This is a genomic window from Chitinophaga pollutisoli, from assembly GCF_038396755.1.
Lineage (GTDB): Bacteria > Bacteroidota > Bacteroidia > Chitinophagales > Chitinophagaceae > Chitinophaga > Chitinophaga pollutisoli.
Genome location: NZ_CP149822.1, coordinates 720,485 through 735,450, shown reverse-complemented (window position 1 = coordinate 735,450; position 14,966 = coordinate 720,485). Strand labels below are relative to the sequence as shown.

The following is a 14,966-nucleotide window of genomic DNA, read 5'->3' as shown; positions in this document are numbered from 1 at the left end:
TATTTCATTTCCAGCGGGGGATTAGTCTAGTTGAGCTGAAGTCGAAAATCCGATGTTTGGGTGTCCAGCCCATTGTCCATGCGTTAGGTGGTACTTCAAACGACGCAACAAGAGGATCGAAATCCAGGAAAGATCGTTTGTAGATTACGGTTACTACTATGGGTTGAGATGGGTGTATATTGCCCAGTCTGATAGTTGAGGCATAGTATTCCTTGTTTTCTAATCCAGCAAATACGGTATCAACTTTGAAATAGGATAAAACTGTATTGGTTTTTGGGAAGTTTATCGCTTCCTGTTCCACCTTTATTATTTCTTCTGGTTTATAATATCCCTTTTGTGCTCCAATGAGATCCTGTATTGGTAAAGTTGGACTGAAAATATTGAACCCAGTATACAAGATGCAGAAAATATTTATCGGGGTCATAATGAATAGGAGCATCGTAAGCATTTTTCTGCGAGTGGGTTGTGGTGTGGGATTTCCGTTCATTGCTGATAAGGTTATTTTTTGATTTTCTTTGTTAAGCGTATTTGAAGGGAACGGATTAATATGTATAGTTACAATAAATGTCCAGCCCATGCAAGTTGTACCTTCGGTATTTCTCCTTGAATTTAATTTTAAGGTCAATATTGTTTTCTAATGAGGGCAATGGGAAGCGATTTCAAAATATCATGTTTTGATTTAGCTGCAATACGAAAGTTCGGTAAACTCGCTCTTTGAGAGTTGAGAACTGAAAATCCAGATAAAAGGGAATAGCCGTATATTTGGTAGCAACCTATGCTGGCCATACTTTGAATTTACAAGGCATTCCATTAAACCTATCATTATGAAGATCATCCACTTACTGGGATTATCATTGTTCCTTTCTTGCACTAAAACAGAGCCGCTTTCAGTGATATTTACACGAGAAGAGCCATTACCAACTCGCATTGTCAGTAATTTTTTAAATTTTTCAACTGGAGATTCGCTGTACCCCGCTGGTATTAATCGTCAAGTTTTCAATTTTGTTTATCTGGAAAGTGATAAAAGAATTCTGGGTGATAAATTATATGAGCAGCCTTGGTACCGGGAAAAAATAGCGCATATAGCACGAATTGCACTAAACCGAATTTCCGCTGATATCCCACTCAGCCAGGAGATGTTGTGTGAGTACTCATTTGATTTGAAACCTTATTTCAACGATAGGGCTATTCCAGCAAAGTTTGCTTGGACGCTCAAAGAGTTGAGGTATTGACCATCGGATTGATTTACCTGAAGGCCAGTTTTACCGGTTTATGCGTAATAAATATGTTTTATCCCAATTTCGGTTAGTTTAAAACCTTTACGGTTAAAGGGTGTCGAAGAACTAACGTTAATTCGCATCTCCAACCAACAGCATACATCACCTTTAACCGATTGCTTATGAAAGCACTGATATGTGTGCTTAGCCTGCTGTTATTAATTTCTAGCCCATTTGCAAATGCACAGGATCAAACTAACGGGCCTGCCATAGAACGGACGCATCTTGTAGGAGATGGCGATTTTGCAAAGTCTGTTCGCCAGATTGAGCGAGCAGTTGCACGGATCAAGCTGCGCTGTAAGAAGAGACTTGCCCAAAATGACTCCCTTCATAATTCAACCTGGACCAGGATAAATATTTCCACCACTGACAGCCTGAATAGCGTTTTGCGGAATTTGAAAGGTTTTGACGCCGCGCAGTATATTGGTAAGTTGGATTCGCTTCAAATTCTGAATAAGCTGGCCCAATCTGGATCTATTATAATATCTCCCTCACAACAGGACGCCCTTTCAGTCGTTCTGAAACATTTACAACTCAGAAATCAAGAACTTGTTCAGGCTACGATCGTTTTGAATTGGGTTAAACAGCAGAAGGACGCATATCAATCGTTTTTGCTGTCCAATGGTATGTTGAGGGAAGCAAAACAATTAAGAGATATGCTTTCAAAATGGCGAAGCCGTGCGGAATCTATACGCACGGAATTGGAGAATCCAGGGCGCTCAGCTGTCGATCTACTTCATCGTGCCAAACAGTTTCCCATATTTCAGGAATTTTTTCGAAAACACTCTCAATTAGCGAGTTTATTTCAATTACCTGGTGGTGAACAAGTGTCGTCCGTAGCAGCCGGACTGCAGACCAGATCAGATGTCTTTGAATTGCTTCAGCAGAGAACTGCTATGGCGGGGCCACGTGGGCCAGATATCCTAAGTCAAAGCATTAATTCCGGGTATACGGAACTTAAAAACATTCAGGAGAAGGTTAATAAAGTTGGCGGCTTATCTGATGAGGACATGGAAGCCGTAACATTTAAACCGAGCACCACCCGAACCAAGACATTTCTTCAGCGATTAGAATATGGAAGTGACTTTCAGAGCCTCCCATCAAAAAGCAGTCTACCGGCTACTTCAGACCTTGGAGTATCCGTCGGATATAAATTAAATGAGAAAAGCGTGGTTGGTATAGGTCTCAGCTATAAAATGGGCTGGGGGGAAAGTTGGCGTAGGATTCGTTTAAGTAGCCAGGGTATGGGATTACGTTCCTTTGTCGACGTGAAGGCATGGCGTACATTTTTCTTGACCGGTGGGTTTGAATATAATTATCAACCGATATCATCGGCGTTAATTCCTGAAATGGATATTAGCGATTGGACAAAAAGTGCACTGATGGGACTGACAAGTATTGTGCCGCTTAAAAGTAAAATTTCAAAACGGGCGAAAGTTCAATTGTTATGGGATGCGATGGCGGCCCGTCAGGGTCGGCAGGCGCTAAAATTTAGGATTGGATACAGTTTTTAAATCTCCTTTACATATTTTATGAACCGAAATCTACTGCTTATTGTAGCACTGACGCTGGTCGGGGTGCTGCCGGCGGGTGCTCAAAACTTTTCATTGCCCCAACTATCACCAAAGTCCCCAAATGTGGCCGCTTTTGATAAGTACGGCGATATTCCAGTGTCGCCAAGTACGGGGCAACCACAAATTAATATACCACTTTTTGCTACTGATATTGGTGGACTACCTTTAAAAATTGACCTTTCTTATCAATGTAATGGGTTTCAGCCTAAAGAAATTGCTTCCTGGATTGGGTATGGCTGGAGTCTAATGGTGGGAGGAAGCATCTCCTGGCAGGAAAGAGGGCTAAACGATTTTTCTGCCGGGGGCGTCATTACAAACTGGCCCCAAATCAGCAATTACCGCCGTGGATTGCTGGATGCTACCCAACAATTCTACCTGTTTGAAGAGGTGATGGACCAGACGAAGGAAATGGAGTTTGACCGGTTCAATCTGTCACTGATGGGAACACATCAGTCCTTTTACTTCGATACTTTGAAACGGGTGGTGCTCAGCCCTAAATCCGATTTAAAAATCTCAATGATCACTGGAGGATTTAAGGTGCTCGATATTGAAGGAAATCAGTTTTTTTGAAATAGCGGAAGGTGGGTCAACTTCAGATAATTCAGACATAGATATGCGGCAGTATGGTGCTGGGATAACATATATGCTCACCCGAATTATCACTAACCGAGGTAGGTTAATTCGTTACACTTATAATCTCTACTCCTACAACTATAACACCACTAATGTGGTAAAAAAGTATATGCCTTCATCACATTTGCCGTATGACTGTATGAGTAACGATTTTGCTTACGGCAGCACTCACATTGATCAATCCGTATTGTTATTGGATTCGATTGTATTCGATGAAGGATATGTAAAATTCATAAAGACAGCAGGGAATCGTGCGGATATGGGTATTTTTAATACCAGTGGTATTCCTGCATTGGCCGGATTCAAAGTCGTTAATAATAGCGGAAAAATTGTGAGCCAATTCAACTTCGTCCAAAGCTACAATGCAAAACTGAAGCTCGATGCTGTACAGGAACAGGTTGGAGCAACAGCTGGTCGCAGATGGGATTTCAAATATTTCCCTGGAGGTAATGTTGACTTTTTTACATCTTCTGTTGATCATTGGGGATATTACAATGGGGCGTCCAACGGCACAGCGCTTCCGAATGCTAATTGGGCATCATTAGAGCTTTTTCCGCAGGGCAGTGCCAACAGGACAAGTAATGCTGCTTTTAGTAAAGAGGGTGTACTTTCTGAAATCAGGTATCCAACAGGAGGCTCTACCTCATTTGAATATGAGCCTAATCAGCTGAGGGTTAAATATAAAAGTTCCATCGACAACTTATCTCCGTTTCTACTTTGGCCAACCAATACTTTTCCTGTTGTGACAGCCTCGGTTGCCAACGGAGATAGCAGGAATGCCGGAACATGGTCCGGGTCATTTACACTGGATTCAACAACCTTACTTGACTTTAATTTTTACAGACAACTGGATCCCGGTTATGTATGGGACTCCGATATCGATTTTACAGGCCCATCCGCAGGAGTAAGTGCTCTTGAATCAGCGCTTAATAGCGTAGCTTCCTTACCTCCCGTAAGCACTGCGACCCGCCCTGTAACCTTGCCTGCCGGAACGTATAACTGGAGCTGCAACACTGGAAAGGATACTTATGCTAGTCCTATGACTGATTTGTACTGCTTTTTTTCCTTGACATATACTTATATGGATACCTCCGCGTTAAAGCCACCGTTTGAGTTACCTGGCCTTCGGATCAAGAAGGTGGTAAGCCGCGATTCATCATCAGTCAATCCGCCTATTATAAAGGAATACATCTACCATGACAGCCTGCAGAATGTCAGGCTGCGCAATGTACCCTACTATATTACCTCGGTATATCGCTGGCTATATGATCAGTTTAACTGTCTTCCCTGTGGTACAGAATATACTATCGCATCTGAAAGCGTTGCGCCTTTTGTGGGTGCAACAATAGAATATGGAAAAGTAACTGAACTCTATGATTCAAGTGGAAGGGGAGGGAAAATCGATTATAGTTATATGCTAAGTAGCGACACAAAAGGCGGTGAGATGGTACAACCGCAGGTGATGCCATTCTATGCTTCCTGGGAGGCCGGGAATCTACTGAGTAAGCGGACATACAAAAAGACTGTTTCCGGATATGACCTGGTTCAGTTGGATACCAATACATATGTTACTGCTGGAGGGGAAGGCTATATGCCGGGCTTGCGCGTAGGATATTCCAATGTCTGTAATGCTACTATCTACGGGCCGAACGGCGTTACATCCTATCGCATGAATTCGGTTCCAATTGCTACTGTGCAGTTCTATCAGAATTCTAGTACGACCAGGCTCTTTACCAATGATACGATTACCAACGTGAAGAATTTGGGATATACTTCTAGCAGTCATTATCAACAAACACTTGTGGAGGAATTTGATAGCGAAGGGCAAAGTATACGGGATCAGGTGGTTTTTGCAAAAGACTATCCCAACCGTGGACTTGCGACTGCCGGCGATGCACTGGGTATCCGAAAGGTGGCCGATACAAATTTATTCGTGCCCATAGAGGTCGTCCGTATTAAAAAAGTTGGTGGGGTAGATTACGTCGTCGGCGCAACGCTTACTACCTACCGATCGGATATGCCACTGCCTGCAAAAGTATATGGGTTGCGACTGGCTGCTCCCATTACCCTGAGTTCATTTATAAGTAGCACGATCAACGGAAGTGGCGTGCTGGTAAAAGACCCCAACTATGAAGAACGGTTGAGCTATGACAAGTATGACACTTACGGTAACATCATAGAAATGCAGGAAAAGCACAATCTCAAAAAAACGGTGATATGGGGATATAAGTCGATGTATCCAATTGCGGAGATATGGGGGGCAGACAGTGGAAGTTGTGCCTATACCTCTTTTGAGGAAGACGGCAATGGCCTTTGGACGGTAGGGGCGACTGCCCGGATCACTACCGAAGGGCTGACCGGCAATGCATGTTACCAGCTTTCTTCCGGCAACCTTACCAAATCTGGCCTGAACACCGGTGCGGAATATGTACTTACTTATTGGACGAAAAACGCTTCTGCTTTTGCTGTCGCCGGCACGCAGGGGAGCGCGCAAATGACATTGCAGGCCGGTGCGTGGCGGTGTTTTACCCATCGGGTCAGTGGCGTTGCGCAGGTTGTACTGTCAGGCACAGGGCTCCTCGATGAAGTTCGGCTTTATCCGGTGGGCGGGCAAATGACCACCCGATGCATGGAGCCAATGGTGGGAATGATCTGCGAATGCTCTCCTAACAACAGAATGATGTATTTCGAGTACGACGCATTGCGCAGACTCGTGCTGGTACGGGATCAGAACCGTAACATCATTAAGAAAGCAGAATATCAGTTCGGATTCAGCGAATAAGAAAGTGCAATTTTTATCGAAAATGGTATAAAATGAACACCAACATAAAAGTCATCTTTAGTTTTATCATATCCTTGTTTTGTTCTACCATAGTGGTGGGGCAGGTCTATTCCGGTACCGTTAGTCCCGCGACACAAACTATCGCCAGCGGCGCTACCCCCACAGCCTTTACGGCAACAGCGCCCATTGGCGGCTTTGGTCCGCCACCCTACAGTTATAGCTTTCAATGGGAAAAGTCTACAAACAATGGCTCTACATGGTCGCCTGTTTCAGGAGCTACAAGCGGATCGGGTTATACTTCGGGGGCGCTGACGGTCACCACGTGGTTTCGGCTTTACGTCGAGCAGACCGCAACGCAGTTTGCCGATTGGTCAAATGTTGTGGTAGTAACTATTGCTTCGCCCCTTGTAGCCGGCTCGATTTCTCCAACCTCGGCGACCATTAATTACAATACGAGCCAAGGGCAGTTAACAGGCACCTTACCCAGCGGTGGTGTTGGAGGATACACGTATTATTGGCAGAAGTCTTCAGATAACAGTACATGGACTGGCATCAGTGGTGCTACCAATCAACATTATACGCCTGGATTACTTACACAGTCTACTTATTTCCGGCGTGCAGCGGTCAGTGGATCTGCTACTGAATTCAGCAACTCAGCGTATATCACAGTGCTGCCGCAGGTGCAGCCCGGATCGGTATCCCCAACTGCCGTTACTATCAACTACGGTACTTCGCCGGGTCAAATCACAGGCACGTCGCCTAGTGGCGGCAACGGCACTTTCAGCTATCAATGGCATCAATCGGCCAATGGCACAAGTTGGTCACCGATTTCAGGGGCGACCGCGATTCATTATACTCCGGGGAATCTGACAGCTACCACCTATTACAAGCGGGCAGTCACCAGCAACGGATCCACCGCCGTGGAGAGCAACGTGAGTACAGTAACTGTACTGCCACAGATACAGCCCGGATCGATATCCCCAGCTACCGTAACGATTAACTACGGGACTTCGCCAGGTCAGATCACCGGTACAATACCCTCCGGCGGCAACGGCACTTTCAGCTATCAATGGCATCAATCTGCCAATGGCACAAACTGGACGCTGATCTCAGGGGCAACAGCTATCAATTATACGCCTGGAAATCTGACGGCCTCGACTTACTATAAAAGAAGCGTAACCAGTAATGGAGCCACGGCAATTGAGACAAACACCTGTACAGTTACAGTTTTGCCGCAGGTTCAGCCAGGCACTATTTCACCTTCCACAATATCTGTGAGTTACAATATGTCCCCTGGCCAACTCACCGGTACTCAGCCAACAGGAGGAAATGGATCCTTTGACTATCAATGGCAGCAATCACCTAATGGCTCTTCATGGAGCGCTGTGTCCGGAGCCACGGGTAATAATTATACACCTGGCGCCTTGTCTGCAACCACACATTTTCGCAGATCGGTTTCCAGCAATGGTTCAACCGCAGTATTTAGCAATGCCAGCGTGGTGACAGTAATCCCACAATTGCATGCAGGCACTATCTCCGGAGCCACGTTCCCTGAAAATTATAATGATGCGTCTTATTTGAGCGGAACTGTTGCTTCTGGAGGAAGTGGCCCGATATCCTATCAGTGGCAACGATCATCTGATAGCTTAAATTGGACCAATATTGTCGCGGCAACAAATCAGGATTATCATGCTCCTGGTCTTACTGTAACTACTTTCTTCAGAAGGAAAGTAACTGCCGTTTCTGTCGCTTTTTCAAATGTTTGGAAAATTTCAGTATTGAACCAACTGGTTGCGGGAACTATTATTCCTGGCAACAAAGTCATTGCTACTGGCACTTCACCCGGGGTAATCGGAATAAATCCCGCCGAAGGGGGAGTGGCTCTTATCAATACCAGTGGTTGTATTCATTGGACGGTTCAGATTGGTTTACTATAAGCGGCGCCACTTCTCGCGATTTTACGCCTCCGGCGCTCACTTCTCCCACATGGTACAAAAGGTCCGTAACCTCAGATTTAGAGATAGCTGCAAGCGCGCCGATCCGTATATCCATTCAGCAGCCAATAGTGGCAGCACCTTCAGCCGTGGCAGGATCCTATAAGGTAAACTATGCGCGGACGTGGGAGATGAGCGCTCCTGAACAGAATTCCGGGAATATTAATGCCAAGCCTCTTCGGGAAGCTAAAATGACAACCACCTACGTCGATGCCCTGGGGAGACAGATGCAAAAGGTCATGCGTCAGGGATCATTAACTACCGGCGGCTCGGCGGTTGATATGGTAACCGTCAATTACTATGATGGGATGGGGCGTGAAACTTATAAGCATTTGCCTTTTGCTGCCAATAATACGGGTGGAAACACACATATTTCTGATGGTTTGCTGAAAAGAAACGCCATAGCGCAACAGGTTGTTTTTAACTCAGCCCAATACCCGGGTGAAACCCATTTCTATGGTATGAGTGGATATGAGGCATCTCCAACTGAAAAATTGGAAAAGATTGCCTCCGCAGGTACGAATTGGGTGGGAAGTGACCGGGCAGTTGTATTTCGCTCTCTTACCAATACAGCAATAGATGATGTCAAACGTTGGACAGTAACTAATGTTACCAATAGTTTTGGAACATACAGCGTTTCTGGCACTTACGCCAAAGGGACCCTTTATAAGACTATTACAATCGATGAGAATGGCGCCCAGGTTATTGAGTTTAAGAATAAATCAAACAAAGTTATTCTAAAGAAAGTGCAACTTACAGCAGATCCCGATAGCGGAGCTGGAAAAGGATATGACGGTTGGATTTGTACATATTTTATATACGACGTCATGGAAAACCTGCGGTGTATTTTGCAACCTAAAGGTGTGGATTTAATTCGTAGTAATTGGCTGCTGAACAAGTCAACTGTACTTAATGAACAGTGTTTCCGGTATGAATATGATGGCAGGAGCCGGGTGATTCGAAGAAAAAGTCCCGGAGCAGGTGAAATACTTTTTGTATATGATGCGCGTAACAGAATGGTGCTAAGCCAGGACGCCATGCAGCGCTCAGAAACTCCTGTGAAATGGGCGTATGTAAGTTATGATAATCATAATAGAGCGATTTCCTCCGGCTTGTTTACCAATAACCAGACACGGGAGTATCATGCGACACAGGCAGCTACCAGTACCGCATATCCCAATTTAAGTGGTGTCGAAGAACTCGTGCAATACCACTATGATGACTATGCCGGATTACCAGCAGGGCTCAGTTCGACTGCTAATACCTCCGATCCCACGTCATTCTTTACCGGTTCACTCAATACCAGTCCGGAGTTTGCCACTGCCTGGACGCAGAGCAAGCAGACCACAGACTTAATAACATATGTGAAGACGAAAGTTTTAGGGTCGGTTTCTGACTATTTGGTCACGGTGAATTATTATGATGATCTTTCACGATTGATTCAAACACAAACAAAGAACATTTCAGGAGCTGTAAGTATCTCATCGATTCAATACAACTTTTCTGGCGATGTGCTGAGAAAGGTTGAGCGTTCAGTCAAGGCTGCACCGAACCCGAAGAATCTGCCGGTATGTACGAAGTTCACCTATGATGATCTAAATCGAATAGTAAAGGTGGAAAAGGGATTAAGTTTTACAGGGATGAAAACCATATCTGAAATTTCCTACAATGCTCTTGGTGAAGTAGCTCAGCGTAAAATTGGAACAAATAGTGCGGGTAGTGGTCCAATGGAAGTGATGCAATATGGATACAATATTCGTGGTTGGCTCACCGGTGCCAATAAAGCATATCTGCAAGATACGGCCAGTACGACAAATTGGTTTGGATACGAGATCGGTTATGATAAAGATAATTTACAAATTAATGGAAATACGAATGTTTTCGGTGTGAAGCAGTTCAATGGAAACGTGGCTGGAATTACCTGGAAGAGTAGTGGCGACGATCAGACACGAAAGTTCGATTATCGATACGACCGGGCAAATCGATTAATCAGTGCAAGTTTCACGCAGTTGAATGGCACCGCTTATAATACATCGGCAGGTTTGGATTTTTCTATGCGTGCCGCATCTTTTGATGTGAATGGCAATATAACGGCTATGCTTCAGTCTGGATGGAAGCCTGGCGGCAGCCGAGTTATTGACTCACTTTCTTATACTTATTTTGATAGCTCAAACCGTTTGAAAAGTGTGTTGGATCAAGAAAATGATATTGATACCCGCCTCGGTGACTTCCGCAGCTCAAACCTTTATATGGCTTCGCTTGGAGGAGGTAAAACAGGGGCGGCAACAGATTATAGTTATGATGTGAATGGCAATATGACTACAGACAAGAATAAGGATCTGGGTCTTATCAGTTACAATCACCTCAATTTGCCATCGGTCATAAAAGTTCCTGGAAAAGGGACCGTGACATTTGTATATGATGCTGCTGGAAACAAACTGAGAAAAATTATTGTCGATAGTACAGTGACTCCTGTTAAAACGATCACGGAGACTTATCTTGATGGTTGTACATATGTTTCAAGTGCGCACGCTTCACCGCTTCCGGATGATTACGCGGATTCGCTCTATTCATTTGTTCATGAGGAAGGTCGCGCCCGATACAAAGGCGCGACCCTTATATGGGATTATTTCTTAAAGGACCACCTCGGTAATGTCCGATTGATATTAACGGATCAGCAGCAAACGGATGCTTATGTAAACGCCAGTATGGAAGATGCTCAGGATGATATCGAGGAGATGTATTACAATAATTTGCCGGCAACCAGATCGACAAAGCCTGCGGGGTATCCCGCCGATAACTATACGACACCCAATGATAAGGTAGCAAAGCTCAGAGGCGATGGCCAAAAGATTGGCCCTTCCATCCTCTTAAAGGTGATGGCCGGTGATAAATTCAACCTCCGCTGCAATAGCTATTATAAGCTCAATGGCACTACACCTTCTGCTCCAATTAGTCCGCTACCATCGCTTGTGGCTGCACTTGCTGCCGGTGTGCCAGGTGTTTCTGCTGGCAAAATTGTAGGAGGTCAGTTAATCAACGGCACGTTTGATCCAGGCATGCTTTCCTTCCTTGGAAATCGTGATGGTGGATATGCACCGACAAAACCGAAAGCATATGTAAATTATTTGCTTTTGGATGAGCAGTTTAAACCGGTGATTACAAACAATGGCAAGAACTCCGGATTTGAAGCCGTCGGCGATGATTTGGAACTGAAACTCCATCTCTTTACTGGACGAGAGATTACTAAAAGTGGTTATCTGTATATTTGGGTGTCTAATGAAACGCCTAATGTAGATGTCTATTTTGACAATCTGCAAGTTACCCATACCCGCGGTCCGCTTTTGCAGGAGGCTCATTATTATCCATATGGGTTGCCGATGGCAGGTATTAGTACCATGGCTGCAGCCGCGTTGGAGAACAAAGTCAAATTCAGCGGTAAAGAAGAACAGCGCAGGGAGTTTTCAGATGGTGCGGGTTTGGAGTGGCTGGACTTCGGTGCCCGGATGTATGATAATCAAATAGGCAGATTCTTTACCCAAGACCGTTTTGCGGACAAATACGAAGCATTGTCACCTTACCAGTATGCGGCCAACAATCCAATTAATATGGTCGATGTCAATGGCGACAGCATCATCATCGTCGTAACGACGGTTGTAAAAGACGAAAACGGTAATGACGTCATGGTGGATTCGCGGTATACCTACCAGGCGGATGAGAATGGCAATTATGGTTTCGTTGACGCACAAGGTAATAGATATGAAGGTGATAATGTAATGATCCAGCAGGCAACCCTAGCTTTGGAATGTATACGAACCGGAGGGCCTGTTGGCAAAAAGCTGGTAGAGGATGTGGCCAATAATCAACGCTCAGTAGAGCTATGTCAGGGCCCTGAGAATGCTGCGGAGGCCTCTGTTGGATTATATGTTCTGTGGAATCCCGAAAAGGGTCCGGGTGTGCCGAATTCGGATGGTAATGCAATTACACCAACGTTTATTTCCCTGGCGCATGAACTGGCGCATATTCGGGATTTGTGGGAGTTCACAGCAGATTTTGGTATATGGATTCCAGCACTGGGAGCTGAGCCGGCAATTAGGAATGTGGAACTATCCGCTTCCCATGTTGAAAATCAGATTCGCGCAGAGCATGGACTACCTTTACGAACCCACTATGCCAAAGACGAGTTTGATAGAGGGATCGAAAGTACCAGATTGATTAGGGCGGGCACCAGAACCAGTTTGTATTATATGATTGGTGATATGACGGATTATAAATGGGTGAAGCCAAAAATAGCTTACAAGTATTAAACGTATATCATGAAAACATTTTATTTCCTTTTTTTGATAGCAATTGCCTCCTGTAACCCATCCGGGTTTAAAGGTCTGTCGCGCGGAATAAAGAAAGATTGTTTTGACAACAAAGCGGCTGTGAAAAATCTGGATCATCACAACAGAATGAAGCTTTTTCATGATGGAAAGCTCAGTTTTCTCAATCTTCAAAGTGATACATTCTTTGTCATGGCCAAGACACGAAATCAGACTGGCCAGCGAGTATACCGTATCTGGAATGAGAGAGGAGAGAGTAACTATAGCTATACACACCCAAATTTACAAACTGACGAAAGTATTCAATTCAGTCCCAGGGTTACTGAGTTGATTGCGAACTGGGATACCCTCACCTTAAGAAAAGAAGAAGCAAACAGGCCAAGGACTTTTCACGAATTGACAGTGCAAGCGGTTCGCGTTATTGTCAATGAGGGAAAATGGCAGCTGAGCTGTCTACACTTTACTGAGTTTTGAAAATATTTTACTATTTGGAATAATCGATGTCCATAGATCAGATGTACCTGGACTTTAAAAGAACGGTACTCAATCTATCGGAAGGCCCTTTTTGGGGCCTTCCTTGTTTTGGTGTGATTGATAGTAGGCATGTGATATCAGTTCCTCAAATGGTATAACGAAAAGAAAGGCCGCATGTATTGCGGCCTTCACGCGGCAAAGGAGGGGTAAAAAGGGGGGCTGGGATTTACTGACAGAAGCCGGCATTGGCAGGCGTATTGCCTTTTTGGGTCCTGGAACCAGGTAGCTGACGGAGATCTTCTCCAAAGCTGCCCGGATTCAGTCCAGATCCCACAATCCAATTGGTTTTGTTCCGAGGCAAAGAAATTCCTCCGCCGGCGGCTACATCAATTATATAGTTGACGCAATTGTAATTGGCAAGATGGTAGGTGTGGATATAGCTTTGGGCGGACTGCAGTAGAGCGTTGAATTGTGTCGCAGGTAGGGTAGCTGACCAGCTGACGTTGAAGGCATGGCCGGCATCATTGCCAATGGCTGCTGCAGAAGATTTATTGCCAAAAGGATTGACTTTCTTCTGGGGGTAAAAGCCAAAGGATCGGCGAACTATCGCGCCACCAGGAAGCTGTTGTTCTATCATAATCCACGCATGGCCAATGCCTCCAAGAATAGAGACCGGTTCGTTTGTACCTGCTGTTGGTTGGTCCGCGTAGAAAGTAACCGTTCCGGATTGGTTACCGTTGAAGCAAGACAGGTACTTTTGAATATCGGGGACAGTTTCTTTTGGAGGGGGCATATTGGCGTTGCTATTGCCGGACGAATTAGATCCACCAGCAGGGTCTGGTTGATCTATGCCGTATCCTCCATCGCCATTAAAGTCTCCTGAAGCTGAATAATAGGGGTAATCAGCAAACCACACAAAATCACTCACGCATTGCCGGAAGTAGGTGCGAGGGCCTTCGCAATTTCCAAATCCATCTCCAATGCAAGTTGACCAGGTGTAGCAGGTTGCCATTGTCACTAAGCCATTTGTTGCAATTGATGCTGGTGATGTGGAGGCAAGTGTGCTCATCAGCCGCAGTTCAGATAGCGTTAAGCTCTTCTGGTCGTAAACCGATGATGAGAACCCATAATTATTAAGGGCATTGAGCGCGTGATTTATCTTAACGACGCCTGGGCCCTCTTTAGCTGCACGATAACGATTAAATAGATCCTTGCGAAATAGTGAAATATGGATTCCTGTGTCCAACTGAAGAGCAGAAAAGGCCTTGAACATGCTGTCTCCTGATTTTTTTAGTGGGACTAAACATAGAATTCTATTCCCCTGCTCACTTATCAACGTTTTGGACCAATAGGGTTTACCAATACGATGGCTCATTTCAGCAAATATTCTGGCAGATCTGGGATTTGCTTTCAGGGCGCCGATTACGGTTTGGAGGCGATGATCAAGCTCTTCTTTCATGTAGGGCTCAGGGAACGGAGCTTGATAACTTGTGTAGGGCTTGGAAAGTGTTGGTGTTTTTTTACAGGAGAACATGAGTAGCGTAGCAGCAAGTAGTAGCTGCATCACAATGGATGTATATTTCATATTTCTGGCGTTGGTGAATAAATAGTGGCAGTTACTTTGATTTAGTAGTATTGCCGATAAAGGACAGAACAAAGATGCTGTCGGCTACAGGCGGGAGTTGCCACTTTTCACCATGAGGCGGAAATAATCGATTTCAAAAACAAAAGCAGAATAAGTCAATTGCAGAGGTGTATTCAGAAAATACACTCCCAAGCAGTTCAGGGTTCCCATTTCTAATCAGCGGGAATCTGCCCCAAGTTGTTTCTTACCTTTTTCCGACAATGCCTATTAAAAGGGTTTAGTTCTTCGGGAAATGCCCTCTTCGGAATAATTGTTATATTCG

General features: G+C 44.9%; 9 protein-coding genes. 7 read left to right on the top strand and 2 right to left on the bottom strand.

Translation table 11 applies throughout. From position 1 onward, the window contains the following. Positions 1–4: 4 nt before the first annotated feature. The gene (locus WJU16_RS03075) at positions 5–577 is read right to left on the bottom strand and encodes a hypothetical protein (RefSeq protein WP_341836861.1); all 573 of its coding nucleotides are present in this window, start codon (positions 575–577) and stop codon (positions 5–7) included. A gap of 247 nt (positions 578–824) precedes the next feature. On the opposite strand from WJU16_RS03075, the gene WJU16_RS03070 reads away from it, so the two are divergent. The 7 genes from WJU16_RS03070 (at position 825) to WJU16_RS03040 (ending at position 13,059) form a co-directional block, all read left to right on the top strand. Further along, complete coding sequence (locus WJU16_RS03070; RefSeq protein ID WP_341836860.1) at positions 825–1,232, top strand: hypothetical protein; 408 nt, start codon at positions 825–827, stop codon at positions 1,230–1,232. 167 nt (positions 1,233–1,399) lie between these two features. Then, positions 1,400–2,791 (top strand): hypothetical protein, encoded by a 1,392-nt coding sequence (locus WJU16_RS03065; RefSeq protein ID WP_341836859.1) that lies wholly within the window; start codon positions 1,400–1,402, stop codon positions 2,789–2,791. Positions 2,792–2,809: 18 nt separating this feature from the next. Further along, positions 2,810–3,421: a hypothetical protein gene (locus WJU16_RS03060; RefSeq protein ID WP_341836858.1), complete on the top strand. Its 612-nt coding sequence runs from the start codon at positions 2,810–2,812 to the stop codon at positions 3,419–3,421. Positions 3,422–3,623: 202 nt separating this feature from the next. Then, entirely contained in the window at positions 3,624–6,266 is a 2,643-nt protein-coding gene (locus WJU16_RS03055) for a hypothetical protein (RefSeq protein WP_341836857.1), read from the top strand. Positions 6,267–6,298: 32 nt separating this feature from the next. Then, a complete protein-coding gene (locus tag WJU16_RS03050) occupies positions 6,299–8,203 on the top strand; it encodes a hypothetical protein (protein WP_341836856.1) in 1,905 nt (634 codons plus the stop codon). A gap of 188 nt (positions 8,204–8,391) precedes the next feature. Next, positions 8,392–12,567, top strand: coding sequence for a DUF6443 domain-containing protein (locus WJU16_RS03045; RefSeq protein WP_341836855.1), 4,176 nt, complete (start codon positions 8,392–8,394; stop codon positions 12,565–12,567). A 9-nt stretch (positions 12,568–12,576) separates the two neighbouring features. After that, positions 12,577–13,059 carry a hypothetical protein gene (locus tag WJU16_RS03040; protein ID WP_341836854.1) on the top strand — a complete coding sequence of 161 codons (483 nt, stop codon included), beginning with the start codon at positions 12,577–12,579 and terminating at the stop codon, positions 13,057–13,059. Between the two features lie 226 nt (positions 13,060–13,285). Here WJU16_RS03040 and WJU16_RS03035 read toward each other — a convergent pair whose 3' ends face one another. After that, complete coding sequence (locus WJU16_RS03035) at positions 13,286–14,644, bottom strand: hypothetical protein (RefSeq protein ID WP_341836853.1); 1,359 nt, start codon at positions 14,642–14,644, stop codon at positions 13,286–13,288. Positions 14,645–14,966: the final 322 nt, after the last annotated feature.

Bases quoted from the DNA above. Each gene is read 5' to 3' on its own strand.
- WJU16_RS03050 (WP_341836856.1), top strand. From the start codon at position 6,299: ATGAACACCAACATAAAAGTCATCTTTAGTTTTATCATATCCTTGTTT.
- WJU16_RS03040 (WP_341836854.1), top strand. From the start codon at position 12,577: ATGAAAACATTTTATTTCCTTTTTTTGATAGCAATTGCCTCCTGTAAC.
- WJU16_RS03035 (WP_341836853.1), bottom strand. From the start codon at position 14,644: ATGAAATATACATCCATTGTGATGCAGCTACTACTTGCTGCTACGCTA.
- WJU16_RS03055 (WP_341836857.1), top strand. From the start codon at position 3,624: ATGAGTAACGATTTTGCTTACGGCAGCACTCACATTGATCAATCCGTA.
- WJU16_RS03070 (WP_341836860.1), top strand. From the start codon at position 825: ATGAAGATCATCCACTTACTGGGATTATCATTGTTCCTTTCTTGCACT.
- WJU16_RS03060 (WP_341836858.1), top strand. From the start codon at position 2,810: ATGAACCGAAATCTACTGCTTATTGTAGCACTGACGCTGGTCGGGGTG.
- WJU16_RS03045 (WP_341836855.1), top strand. From the start codon at position 8,392: ATGAGCGCTCCTGAACAGAATTCCGGGAATATTAATGCCAAGCCTCTT.
- WJU16_RS03075 (WP_341836861.1), bottom strand. From the start codon at position 577: ATGGGCTGGACATTTATTGTAACTATACATATTAATCCGTTCCCTTCA.
- WJU16_RS03065 (WP_341836859.1), top strand. From the start codon at position 1,400: ATGAAAGCACTGATATGTGTGCTTAGCCTGCTGTTATTAATTTCTAGC.